11 protein-coding genes are annotated in these 12,133 nt (G+C 51.8%); 4 read left to right on the plus strand and 7 right to left on the minus strand.

Features of this window, described 5'->3' with window-relative positions; translation table 11 throughout:
- Positions 1-143: 143 nt before the first annotated feature.
- The 7 genes from cyoE to QRN24_RS00680 all read right to left on the minus strand — a co-directional run bounded on the left by cyoE (position 144) and on the right by QRN24_RS00680 (position 7,507).
- Positions 144-1,031 carry a heme o synthase gene (gene cyoE / locus QRN24_RS00650; RefSeq protein WP_014168862.1) on the minus strand — a complete coding sequence of 296 codons (888 nt, stop codon included), beginning with the start codon at positions 1,029-1,031 and terminating at the stop codon, positions 144-146.
- Between the two features lie 11 nt (positions 1,032-1,042).
- Complete coding sequence (locus QRN24_RS00655) at positions 1,043-1,369, minus strand: cytochrome o ubiquinol oxidase subunit IV (protein ID WP_006176899.1); 327 nt, start codon at positions 1,367-1,369, stop codon at positions 1,043-1,045.
- Complete coding sequence (locus tag QRN24_RS00660) at positions 1,369-1,983, minus strand: cytochrome o ubiquinol oxidase subunit III (protein WP_014168863.1); 615 nt, start codon at positions 1,981-1,983, stop codon at positions 1,369-1,371. Before QRN24_RS00660 ends, QRN24_RS00655 begins: the two co-directional genes overlap by 1 nt.
- Positions 1,973-3,964: a cytochrome o ubiquinol oxidase subunit I gene (gene cyoB / locus QRN24_RS00665; protein ID WP_014168864.1), complete on the minus strand. Its 1,992-nt coding sequence runs from the start codon at positions 3,962-3,964 to the stop codon at positions 1,973-1,975. Before cyoB ends, QRN24_RS00660 begins: the two co-directional genes overlap by 11 nt.
- Before the next feature lie 16 nt (positions 3,965-3,980).
- Positions 3,981-4,928: a cytochrome o ubiquinol oxidase subunit II gene (gene cyoA, locus QRN24_RS00670; protein WP_284942213.1), complete on the minus strand. Its 948-nt coding sequence runs from the start codon at positions 4,926-4,928 to the stop codon at positions 3,981-3,983.
- Positions 4,929-5,406: 478 nt separating this feature from the next.
- On the minus strand, positions 5,407-6,882 hold the full coding sequence (gene ampG, locus QRN24_RS00675; RefSeq protein WP_025204965.1) for a muropeptide MFS transporter AmpG: 1,476 nt from the start codon (positions 6,880-6,882) through the stop codon (positions 5,407-5,409).
- 46 nt (positions 6,883-6,928) lie between these two features.
- The gene (locus QRN24_RS00680) at positions 6,929-7,507 is read right to left on the minus strand and encodes a lipoprotein (RefSeq protein ID WP_014168866.1); all 579 of its coding nucleotides are present in this window, start codon (positions 7,505-7,507) and stop codon (positions 6,929-6,931) included.
- 304 nt (positions 7,508-7,811) lie between these two features.
- Between QRN24_RS00680 and bolA the strand changes: the two genes are divergently transcribed.
- The 4 genes from bolA (at position 7,812) to clpX (ending at position 12,043) form a co-directional block, all read left to right on the plus strand.
- Entirely contained in the window at positions 7,812-8,129 is a 318-nt protein-coding gene (gene bolA, locus QRN24_RS00685) for a transcriptional regulator BolA (RefSeq protein WP_013095855.1), read from the plus strand.
- A 330-nt stretch (positions 8,130-8,459) separates the two neighbouring features.
- Positions 8,460-9,758 (plus strand): trigger factor, encoded by a 1,299-nt coding sequence (gene tig / locus QRN24_RS00690; RefSeq protein WP_014168868.1) that lies wholly within the window; start codon positions 8,460-8,462, stop codon positions 9,756-9,758.
- Positions 9,759-10,018: 260 nt separating this feature from the next.
- Positions 10,019-10,642, plus strand: a complete 624-nt coding sequence (clpP, locus tag QRN24_RS00695) for an ATP-dependent Clp endopeptidase proteolytic subunit ClpP (RefSeq protein ID WP_020885210.1) — start codon at positions 10,019-10,021, stop codon at positions 10,640-10,642.
- 126 nt (positions 10,643-10,768) lie between these two features.
- A complete protein-coding gene (clpX, locus tag QRN24_RS00700) occupies positions 10,769-12,043 on the plus strand; it encodes an ATP-dependent protease ATP-binding subunit ClpX (protein ID WP_020885209.1) in 1,275 nt (424 codons plus the stop codon).
- The last annotated feature ends 90 nt before the right edge of the window (positions 12,044-12,133 follow it).

Consider the following 12,133-nt stretch of genomic DNA (forward strand, 5'->3'; position numbering starts at 1 on the left):
CTCAATTCAAAAGCAGGCCATAGTGTAGTGCGGGGAAGGGGCGGGGTAAATAAAGGGTTATTTAACAAATATTACATGCGTTATTAATGGATTCGATGAATAAAAAAGGGTGCCGAAGCACCCTTTTATTCACCTGGTGTGACTTACCAGACGTAAGTCAGCAGGTTGTGTGAATCAGGCACCATGAAATCCACGGACATCATCACCGACAGCGAAGTGATAGCGACAATGGAGAACACGAACAGCTTACGTGCCCAGACCTTGTCATCTTCCACTTTGTAGCCGCGCAGGGCCATGCCGAGCCACCAGACGCTCACCGCAGCCGCTACCGCCAGGTATTTGTACCCGGCGTAACCGCCCAGAGAGAGCATCAGCGTTGCCACGGCAAAGGCGATGATGTACAGCGTGATGTGGTTTTTAGCCACGGAAATGCCCTTCACGACCGGCAGAACCGGGATGTTCGCTGCCTGATAATCCTTAAAGCGGAAAATCGCGATGGCATAGGAGTGCGGCATCTGCCACAGGCTAAAGATAGCCAGCAGGATCAGCGCACCGCTGTCGAACTCGTTCGTGACGGCGCAGTAGCCAATCACCGGCGGCGCAGCGCCGGAAAGAGAACCAATCAGCGTTCCGTAGACGGAGTGGCGTTTCATATACAGGCTGTAAACGCCCACATAGACGACGAACCCCATCACCCCCAGCCAACAAGCCAGAGGATTAGCGCCAAACCACAGCAGCATAAAGCCAGCAATACCCAGCAAGGTGGCGTACACCAGCGAGACGGAAGGGGCGATCAGGCCTTTAACCAGCACCCGATTTTTAGTCCTTTCCATCTTCTTGTCGATATCCATGTCGATGTAGTTGTTAAATACACAACCGGATGCAACAACCAGCGACACACCGACCAGCGTAGCGATAAAGAGGGTGTAATCGATGCTGCCTTTAGAGGCCAGCAGGAACCCCCCAATTACGGAGATCAGGTTGCCAAAGATGATGCCTGGTTTCGTGACTTGCAGGTATTGCTTAAACATACTCGCCGCTCTTAGTGAACCATCATGTTGTAGTTAAGGTTCCACATAATCCAGATGGAACCGACTACCAGGATAGCGATGATAATCACGGTAAAGATGAAAGCCGTCATGTTCCAGCCTTCATCGGACTTGGTGTTCATGTGCAGGAAGCAAACCAGATGCACCAGAATCTGAATCACCGCGGTTACCAGGATCGCACCCAGAATAACCGGCTTAGACGCAGAACCGCTCATCACCATCCAGAACGGGATCACCGTCAGAATGATCGACAGGATGAAACCTGTCATATAGGTTTTTACGCTACCGTGGGAAGCGCCATGATCGTTTGAATGACTCATTACATCGCCCCCATCAGATATACAACAGAGAACACACAGATCCACACAACGTCCAGGAAGTGCCAGAACAGGCTCAGGCACAGGATACGCGTGCGGTTAGTGCTGGTCAGGCCACGACGGGAGATCTGGAACATCAGTACTGCCATCCAGATCAGACCAGACGTTACGTGCAGACCGTGGGTCCCGACCAGTGCGAAGAACGCAGACAGGAAGCCACTACGATCCGGCCCGAAGCCTTCCATAATCAGGTGATGGAATTCATAGATTTCCATCCCGATAAAGCCAGCACCAAACAGCCAGGTCAACGCCAGCCAGGAGACAACCTGGCTCTTGTTGTTTTTGTACATGGCGATAGCCGCCATGCCGTAGGTGATGGAGCTGAACAGCAGCAGCGCGGTTTCTACCAAAACGAACGGCAGTTCAAAGATGTCCTTGCCAGCCGGGCCGCCCGCAGTGCCGTTCACCAGAACGGCATACGTTGCGAACAGACAGCAGAACAGAATGCAGTCGCTCATCAGGTAGATCCAGAAACCGAAGACTTTTGTCGGTCCTGTATCGTGGTGCGCATGTTCATGCGCGTGGGCAGTAGAGTGCGCCAAAGTATCAGTTGCCATTTTTCAGCCCCGCTTTAGAAATCTCATCGAAATGCTGGTTTTCCAGTTTTTCGACTTCACGGACTGGTACGTAGTAGTCTACGTCCTCGTCAAAGCTCTTCACAATCCAGCTGATTACGATGCCGGCGAAGCCAACAATCGCCATCCACCAGATGTGCCAGATCATTGCGAAGCCAAATACCGTTGCGAAGGCGGCAATAACAATGCCCGCACCGCTGTTTTTCGGCATGTGGATCTCTTCGTAATGAGCAGGTTGCTTGTACGCTTCACCTTTTTCTTTCATTTCCCAGAATGCGTCGCGTTCATGGACCTGCGGCACAATAGCGAAGTTATAGAACGGTGGTGGAGAAGAGGTTGCCCACTCCAGCGTACGGCCACCCCATGGGTCACCGGTCAGGTCACGGTTCTGATCGCGGTCGCGAATAGAAACGTAGAACTGAATCAGCTGAGACGCGATACCACAAGCAATCAGCACGGCACCGCCCGCTGCAACCATCAGCATTGGGTGGAACTGTGGATCAATCTGCTGGCTCAGACGACGGGTCATACCCATGAAGCCCAGCACGTACAGCGGCATAAATGCAACGAAGAAGCCGATGATCCAGAACCAGAATGCGCGTTTACCCCATTTTTCGTTCAGGGTGAAACCGAACGCTTTTGGCCACCAGTAGGTTACGCCAGCGAAGCAGCCGAAGACCACACCACCGATGATAACGTTATGGAAGTGCGCAATCAGGAACAGACTGTTGTGCAGAACGAAGTCAGCACCCGGTACCGCCAGCAGTACACCGGTCATCCCACCCACGGAGAAGGTGACGATGAAGCCGATAGTCCACAGCATTGCTGAGTGGAACACGATACGGCCCTGGTACATGGTGAACAGCCAGTTGAAGATCTTAACCCCGGTAGGGATTGCGATAATCATGGTTGTAATACCGAAGAAGGCGTTTACGTTCGCGCCAGCACCCATGGTGAAGAAGTGGTGCAGCCAAACGATGAACGACAGAACGGTAATACACACGGTTGCCCACACCAGAGAGGTGTAACCAAACAGACGTTTACGCGAGAAGGTTGCTGCGATTTCGGAGAACACACCGAAGACCGGCAGAACCAGGATGTACACTTCCGGGTGACCCCAGGCCCAAATCAGGTTGATGTACATCATCATGTTGCCACCCATATCGTTGGTAAAGAAATGGGTGCCCAGGTAGCGGTCCAGGGTCAGCAGCGCGATGGTGACGGTCAGAATTGGGAATGATGCAATAATCAGGATGTTGGCGCACAGAGATGCCCAGGTAAATACCGGCATCTTGAACATGGTCATGCCAGGGGCACGCATCTTGATAATGGTCACGAAGAAGTTGATACCGGTCAGGGTTGTACCGACACCGGAGAGCTGAAGTGCCCAAATCCAGTAATCGACGCCAACGCCCGGACTGTACTCAATTCCCGAAAGCGGCGGGTAAGCCAGCCAGCCGGTCTGAGCAAATTCGCCCACACCCAGTGACAGGTTAACCAGGATAACGCCGACAACCGTGAACCAGAAGCTCAGGTTGTTCAGGAACGGGAACGCTACGTCGCGCGCGCCGATTTGCAGCGGAACGACAACGTTCATCAGACCGATAACCAGCGGCATCGCCACGAAGAAGATCATGATAACGCCGTGGGCGGTAAAGATCTGGTCGTAGTGATGCGGCGGCAGGAAGCCGGCTTCACCCGCAGACGCGAGTGCCTGCTGGCTACGCATCATGATCGCATCCGCAAAGCCACGAATTAACATGACGATACCGACGATGCAGTACATGATACCCAGTTTTTTGTGGTCAACCGAAGTCAGCCACTCGTTCCACAGGTAGCTCCACTTACCGAAGTAAGTGATCAAGGCCAGTAAGGCTGCGCCACCGATGATAATTGCAGCAACCGTAACCACGATAATGGGTTCATGGTAGGGCACTGCATCCAGTGTCAATTTTCCGAACATTTTCTTCCTCGGCCCCTTAGTGAGCGGTTTCCGCGTGGCTCATGTCCATGCCTTCCATACCTTCGTGTGCGCTATGCTCACCTTCAGGCTGGGTCATGTCCATGCTCTTGCCGTGATCCATAAATTTGCCAATAACGTCTTTGAACAAATCTGGTTTCACGTTAGAGAAGTACTCCACCTTGTTATATTCGCTAGGTGCTGCCACTTTTTCGAACGCCGCCATGTCAGACATGGTGTTTGGAGACTGCTTCGCTTTTTCAACCCACTGGTCGAAAGCGGCACGGTCTGGCGTCGCGATAGCTTTGAACTTCATACCTGAGAAGCCCGGGCCGCTATAGCTGGCGGAGATACCAGCGTAGGTGCCTGCTTCATTCGCGATCAGGTGCAGGTTAGTCTGCATACCGGCCATCGCGTAAATCTGGCTACCCAGACGTGGGATGAAGAAGGAGTTCATTACGGAGTTGGAGGTCACTTTGAACTGAACCGGAGTGTTCGCAGGGAAGGCGATTTCATTCACGGTGGCAATGCCCTGTTCCGGATAGATGAAGAACCATTTCCAGTCCATGGAGACCACTTCAATGGTAATCGGTTTTTCATCGTGAACCAGCGGCTTGCTTGGCTCAAGTGCGTGAGTGGTTTTCCATGTCAGTACGGCAAGGAACAGGATGATTAGGATAGGTACCGTCCAGACCACAGCTTCCACTTTATTGGAGTGTGACCAGTTAGGGCTATACTTCGCATCTTTATTGCTCGCACGATACTTCCAGGCGAAACCAACAGCCATCAAAATGGCTGGAATAACCACAATCAACATCAGGCCAAAAGCCGTCAATATCAGTGAACGTTGTTCCAGTCCAATCTGTCCTTTGGGGTCAAGTAGTGCAGAATCGCAGCCACTGAGTAATACAGTGCCTGCGAATAATGACAACCATCCCAAACTTTTATTGTATTTCCTGAGTCTCATTTAACGACCTCAATTCCACGGGAGTCTGGTGGCGTTTAAAGTGTGGGGGCATTTTACGGGAAGGTTACATTACTGTAAACATCATTAGACCTGTGTCAGGAAGGTGTTACCGGGTTCTGCCGCACATGTCACAAGTGTTGCAAATTATGTCGCTTTTTAAGACGTAAGCCGCATGGCATGGGCTTTATAACGAAAGGACCCCCAAGCATACCCTAAAAGGGGCAATTGGTATAACCATTGTGAAAAATAAACAAAAAATTAACAATTAATTATCAATAAAAAGACAACTAAAAAACGAAAAATCAAACTCTCTGATGCTGAATCGTTTAATGAAAAATAGCGTTCTGCAATTGACTCCAATAATTTCCGAATCCTATCCCGCACAAAACAACAAATATTTTTTTAGCGGCTGGCGGCTATTTCACCGTTATAATTTCGGGTCGTGATTACAACGGGAAATAACCTTTCGGATTTTACTTCAGGTTAACTGCGTTTTACGCAGCGCCATGAAATCGAGCAGCCCGCCAGTCAGGATGCCGGCAACCGCCAGCAGCGCGCCGGCATCCAGCAGAAGCGCTTCGAGAGGCAGTACCAGAGAGGTGGTGGCATTAATAATGAGCACCACGAGCCACAGCACCAGGGCAAAGCAACCCGCCATTAACAGTCGTAACGCAAAACGGTAAGCGCGATGATATTCCGTGCGTGGCATAAAGTGTTCTGTTCGCTGGGTATATTCCAGCGTCTGGCGACAGACCAGTAACAATAAGAGCCCAGGCACTGCCGCTACCACGGAGAAGAGGTAGAACGTTGGCCAGCCATGGGCTTCAACAAACCAGCCGGCAATCGGCCCGACATACACGCGACCAACGGCGGAAAGCGCCGAGAGCAGAGCGAACTGCGTCGCGGAAAACGATTTGTTGCACAGGGTCATCAGCAGGGCAACAAACGCCGCTGTCCCCATACCGCCGCACAGGTTTTCAAAAAACACCGCGGCGCCCATGCTGATCATATGCTTATCCGTCACCGACAGCAGCCAGTAACCGGCGTTCGATGCCCCCTGCAGGATTCCGAAGATCAGCAGTGCGCGAAAGAGCGTCAGACGCTGCATTAATACGCCGCCGTACAGGGCCCCGACAATAGTCGCAAACAACCCGAGCGTTTTGTTCACTACGCCGACTTCGCCGGCATCAAACCCGACCCCGCGAATAAGGAAGGTGGTGGTCAGGCTCATCGCGAAGGCATCGCCGAGCTTATAAAGGACGATTAACAGCAGGATAAGCCAGGCGTTGTTGCGGCCAAAGAAGTCGCGAAGAGGTTCGGCAACGGCCTGCTCCAGAGAACGTGGAACCGGGATCACATCGCTCGGTTCGGGGGCGAGCAGGGTGGCAATAATACAGGGGATCAACAGGGCGGCCATCAGCCAGTACATGCCCTGCCAACCGAGATAACGGTCGGCCACCCACAGCGCCAGACCACCGGATACCAGCATCCCCAGACGATAGCCCAGCACGCTAATGGCTGCGCCGGCTCCCCGCTCTTCTGCAGGCAACACGTCCGTCTTCCAGGCATCAAAAACGATATCCTGCGAGGCAGAACAGAAGGCGATTACCACCGCAAGGGCGGCCATCCAGCGAAGCTGCGTCGTGGGTTCAAGAAAGCCCATCGCCGCGATTGCGATCAGCAACAGGACCTGGGTCATCACTAACCAGCCGCGACGACGGCCCAGGAACGGCGGGGTATAACGGTCCATCACCGGCGACCACAGGAACTTAAAGACGTAAGCCTGGCCGACGAGGGAGAAGAAACCAATGGTTTTGAGATCGATATTCTCGACGGTCATCCAGGCCTGCAGCGTGCCGGAGGTGAGGGCGAGAGGTAAACCGGAGGCGAAACCAAGGATCAGCAGAATGGCTGATTTAGGTTGCTGGAAAATGCGTAAGTAATGACTCGACATGTTCATATAAAGCTGACCCGGTGAAACACCGGGTCAGGAAGCGGGATTAACGCGCGTTTTGCTTGATGAAGTCGTGGATGCTGGTGTCCTGCGCCATATCGGAAATGGTGTCAGTCAGCACGCTGTTAACCGCGTTAGCAATATTTTTGTTGGACGCCTGGAACGCGCCTTCAACAGAGTAGCTCGCACGGTAGTTTTTGGTCATCTTGTTGCCGTTCTTCGCGGTCGCGATGATGGCGATATCCGCTTTGGTGGAGATGTTGTAGCGAACGTTACCCTGGGACACGTCAGCGTACAGGTTGTTCACGATGATCTGCAGATCAACCGCACCGCTTGGGCCAATCATATAGCCGCGGGAAGTCATCTGTTTCTCGAGCACTTCCTGCAGCAGGAAGCGCAGGTCACGTGAGGCGGTCAACGTCACCTGCTGGTTGTCGCGAGTCACTTTAGCCAGGGCTTGATCCTGACGCTGATCGGCACCGTTAATGCTCACGGTTACGCCCATCAGGCTAGGATCCTGCTGAGGCAGGGTAATCTTAGGGGAGACATCAATAGTTGTAGGCGGGGTAGCGCAGCCTGCCAGCATAAAAAGTGCTACCAACGGAAAGAAGAGTTTTTTTAACATTTTCAGGTTCTCAACGAATCGTAAGCATTACAGAGAAAAATTGCCGCCATCATAACATCGCTAACGGCCAGGGGAAGTGGTCAACGCATGTAAATTCATCGCCTTGTCCGAAAACTGACCAGCCCCGCCTTTTTCTCCACGCGCGAAGGTCAAAAGGTATGAGTCTCACAGTGAACTTCATTCGTCTGAATGAGAAAATAAGACGAAAGCTAAATATTTGTTGTCTTGTTGTAATGGAAACGGTAAAAGCGGCTAATATTTAAAGGGATGGGTGACATCCTGGCGTTGTCGGAGGAGTGATTTCATGATGATACGTGAACAGATAGAAGATAAATTAAGGGCAGCGTTCAACCCTGTGTTCCTCGAAGTCGTCGACGAAAGCTATCGTCATAACGTGCCGGCAGGTTCTGAAAGCCACTTTAAAGTGGTTCTGGTCAGCGATCGCTTCACGGGAGAACGTTTCCTGAACCGACATCGCTTGATCTACAGCACCTTGACGGAAGAACTCTCCACAACCGTACATGCGCTGGCATTGCACACCTATACCATTAAGGAATGGGAAGGCTTGCAGGATACGGTATTTGCATCGCCGCCGTGTCGCGGCGCAGGCACCATCGCCTGATAAATCGGATTTGCAACGGCTGGAGCTTTTCCAGTATGTTGCATACAGATTTCCTCAAAACGGCCTCCGGGCCGTTTTGTTTTGTCTGAGTTTTGAGCGGATGGTGCGTTTTTAAGGCTAAAAATAGCCTTAAAGTGTGAAAAAAGCCGCAGCAACATGCCCCAACCGTTCTCGACTCACCTAAGTGATGCCGCTATAATGCCGCGTCTTAATGAATGTCTTCGGGATGATTCTGGCGACAGGGAATGTGAATCTGCACTAAGAGAGCATCCCGGTATAACAGACAGATTCAGAGTTGACCGAGCACTGTGATTTTTTTGAGGTAACAAGATGCAAGTTTCAGTTGAAACCACTCAAGGCCTTGGCCGCCGTGTAACGATTACTATCGCTGCTGACAGCATCGAAACTGCTGTGAAAAGCGAGCTGGTCAACGTAGCAAAAAAAGTACGTATTGACGGCTTCCGTAAGGGCAAAGTACCGATGAATGTTGTTGCTCAGCGTTATGGCGCTTCCGTGCGTCAGGATGTGCTGGGTGAACTGATGAGCCGCAACTTTATTGATGCAATCATCAAAGAAAAAATTAATCCGGCCGGTGCGCCGAATTACGTTCCAGGCGAATACAAACAGGGCGAAGACTTCACCTACTCCGTAGAGTTCGAAGTGTACCCGGAAGTTGAGCTGAAAGGTCTGGAATCTATCGAAGTTGAAAAACCTGTTGTTTCCGTGACTGACGAAGACGTTGACGGCATGCTGGACACTCTGCGTAAGCAGCAGGCGAACTGGAAAGAGAAAGAAGGTGCTGTTGACGCGGAAGACCGTGTGACCATCGACTTCACCGGTTCTGTAGACGGCGAAGAGTTCGAAGGCGGCAAAGCGTCTGACTTCGTACTGGCAATGGGCCAGGGTCGTATGATCCCAGGCTTCGAAGACGGTATCAAAGGTCACAAAGCGGGCGAAGAGTTCACCATCGACGTGACCTTCCCGGAAGAGTACCACGCTGAAAACCTGAAAGGTAAAGCAGCGAAGTTCGTTATCAACCTGAAGAAAGTTGAAGAGCGCGAACTGCCTGAACTGACTGAAGAATTCATCAAGCGTTTCGGCGTGGAAGATGGTTCTGTAGCCGGTCTGCGTACCGAAGTGCGTAAAAACATGGAACGTGAGCTGAACGGCGCTGTACGTAACCGTGTGAAATCTCAGGCGATCGATGGTCTGGTAAAAGCGAACGAAATCGACGTTCCGGCTGCCCTGATTGACAGCGAAATCGACGTTCTGCGCCGTCAGGCTGCACAGCGTTTCGGTGGCAACCAGCAGCAAGCGATGGAACTGCCACGCGAGCTGTTCGAAGAGCAAGCTAAACGCCGCGTTGTTGTTGGCCTGCTGCTGGGCGAAGTGATTCGTACCCACGAGCTGAAAGCTGACGAAGAGCGTGTGAAAGGCCTGATCGAAGAGATGGCTTCTGCATACGAAGATCCATCAGAAGTGATCGAGTTCTACGGTAAGAACAAAGAGCTGATGGACAACATGCGCAATGTTGCACTGGAAGAGCAGGCTGTTGAAGCGGTACTGGCGAAAGCGAAAGTGACCGAAAAAGCGACCTCTTTCAACGAACTGATGAACCAGCAGGCGTAATTTCGCCCCCAGGGTTTAAAGTTTGAACAAAAAACCCGTTGCCTTCCGGCGACGGGTTTTTTTTATCACGGCTTTACCCCAGGAAGAGTGCTAAAACGCCCTTTCAGTGTTAGCGTAACAACAAAAGGTTGTTATGCTTGAAATAGGGCAGTATGAACCCCATAAGTGTGTAATCACGATGATTGAGACTGGCTGATAATCCGTCCGTAAGGTTACAATCAGTACAGCAGGTGTTTTCAATTTTGATCCAGGAGACGGAAATGTCATACAGTGGCGAACGAGATAACTTTGCACCCCATATGGCTCTGGTGCCAATGGTTATTGAACAGACCTCACGTGGTGAGCGTTCTTTTGATATCTATTCCCGTCTGCTCAAGGAGCGCGTTATCTTTTTGACCGGCCAGGTGGAAGACCACATGGCTAACCTGATCGTGGCGCAGATGCTGTTTCTGGAAGCGGAAAACCCGGAAAAAGACATTTACCTGTACATTAACTCGCCGGGCGGCGTGATCACGGCAGGTATGTCCATTTATGACACCATGCAATTCATCAAGCCAGATGTCAGCACTATCTGTATGGGTCAGGCTGCATCTATGGGTGCGTTCCTGTTAACCGCAGGGGCTAAAGGTAAGCGTTTCTGCCTGCCAAATTCCCGCGTGATGATTCACCAGCCGCTGGGGGGTTATCAGGGGCAGGCGACGGATATTGAAATCCACGCCCGCGAAATTCTGAAAGTAAAAGCGCGCATGAATGAACTTATGGCGCAGCATACGGGTCAATCTCTTGAGCAGATCGAGCGCGATACCGAGCGCGATCGTTTCCTCTCTGCCTCTGAGGCTGTTGAGTACGGCTTAGTCGACTCCGTTTTGACCCATCGTAATTGATGCCCGTGACGCGAGTGTGCCGCTATACTCAGGTAGGGCGGCATGTTGCTAAAAGCAGCTTGCGTCTGAAAATGGCATTTGCGTCGTCATGTGCGGCACAAAGAACTTAAAAAGAGGTTTGGACTCATGACAGATAAACGCAAAGATGGTTCGGGCAAACTGCTGTACTGCTCTTTTTGCGGCAAAAGCCAGCATGAAGTGCGTAAACTGATTGCCGGGCCGTCCGTGTATATCTGCGACGAATGTGTTGACTTATGTAACGACATTATTCGCGAAGAGATTAAAGAAGTAGCACCTCACCGCGAGCGCAGCGCGCTGCCAACGCCGCATGAAATTCGTCATCATCTTGACGACTATGTCATCGGTCAGGAGCAGGCGAAAAAAGTGCTCGCCGTGGCGGTATACAACCACTACAAACGCCTGCGTAACGGTGATACCAGCAATGGCGTAGAACTGGGTAAAAGTAATATTCTGCTGATCGGCCCAACCGGCTCCGGTAAAACGCTGCTGGCTGAAACGCTGGCGCGTCTGCTGGATGTTCCGTTCACAATGGCCGATGCCACCACCCTGACCGAAGCCGGTTATGTGGGTGAGGACGTAGAAAACATCATCCAGAAACTGCTGCAGAAATGCGATTACGATGTACAGAAAGCGCAGCGCGGGATTGTTTACATCGATGAGATCGACAAGATCTCCCGTAAATCTGACAACCCGTCCATTACCCGTGACGTATCGGGTGAGGGCGTGCAGCAGGCGCTGCTGAAGCTGATTGAAGGTACGGTTGCAGCCGTTCCACCGCAGGGTGGCCGTAAACATCCTCAGCAGGAGTTCCTGCAGGTTGATACGTCCAAGATCCTGTTCATCTGTGGTGGTGCGTTTGCCGGTCTGGATAAAGTGATCTCTCACCGTGTTGAAACCGGCTCCGGCATTGGTTTTGGCGCGACGGTGAAAGCCTCGTCCGAAAAGCCGAACGAAGGCGAGCTGCTGTCACAGGTTGAGCCAGAAGACTTGATCAAGTTTGGTCTGATTCCTGAGTTCATTGGCCGTCTGCCTGTTGTGGCAACGCTGAACGAACTGAGTGAAGACGCGCTGATCCAGATCCTGAAAGAGCCGAAAAATGCGCTGACCAAGCAGTATCAGGCGCTGTTCAATCTGGAAGGCGTTGAGCTGGAATTCCGTGACGAAGCGCTGGACGCGATTGCCAAGAAAGCGATGATCCGTAAAACCGGTGCGCGTGGCCTGCGTTCTATCGTGGAAGCGGCGCTGCTTGACACCATGTACGATCTGCCGTCGATGGAAGATGTTGAGAAAGTGGTGATTGATGAGTCGGTCATTAGCGGCCAGACCAAGCCATTGCTGATTTATGGCAAGCCGGAAGCGCAACAGGCATCTGGCGAATAATTCACCAAATCATACAAGCAGTTAATCAAAAAGGGGGGATTTTATCTCCCCTTTTATTTTTCCGTATACGCGGCGTTGAATGTGTGGGAA

Origin of the sequence: Enterobacter sp. MEB024 (genome assembly GCF_030209635.1) — a bacterium.
Classification (GTDB): Bacteria; Pseudomonadota; Gammaproteobacteria; order Enterobacterales; family Enterobacteriaceae; genus Enterobacter; species Enterobacter ludwigii.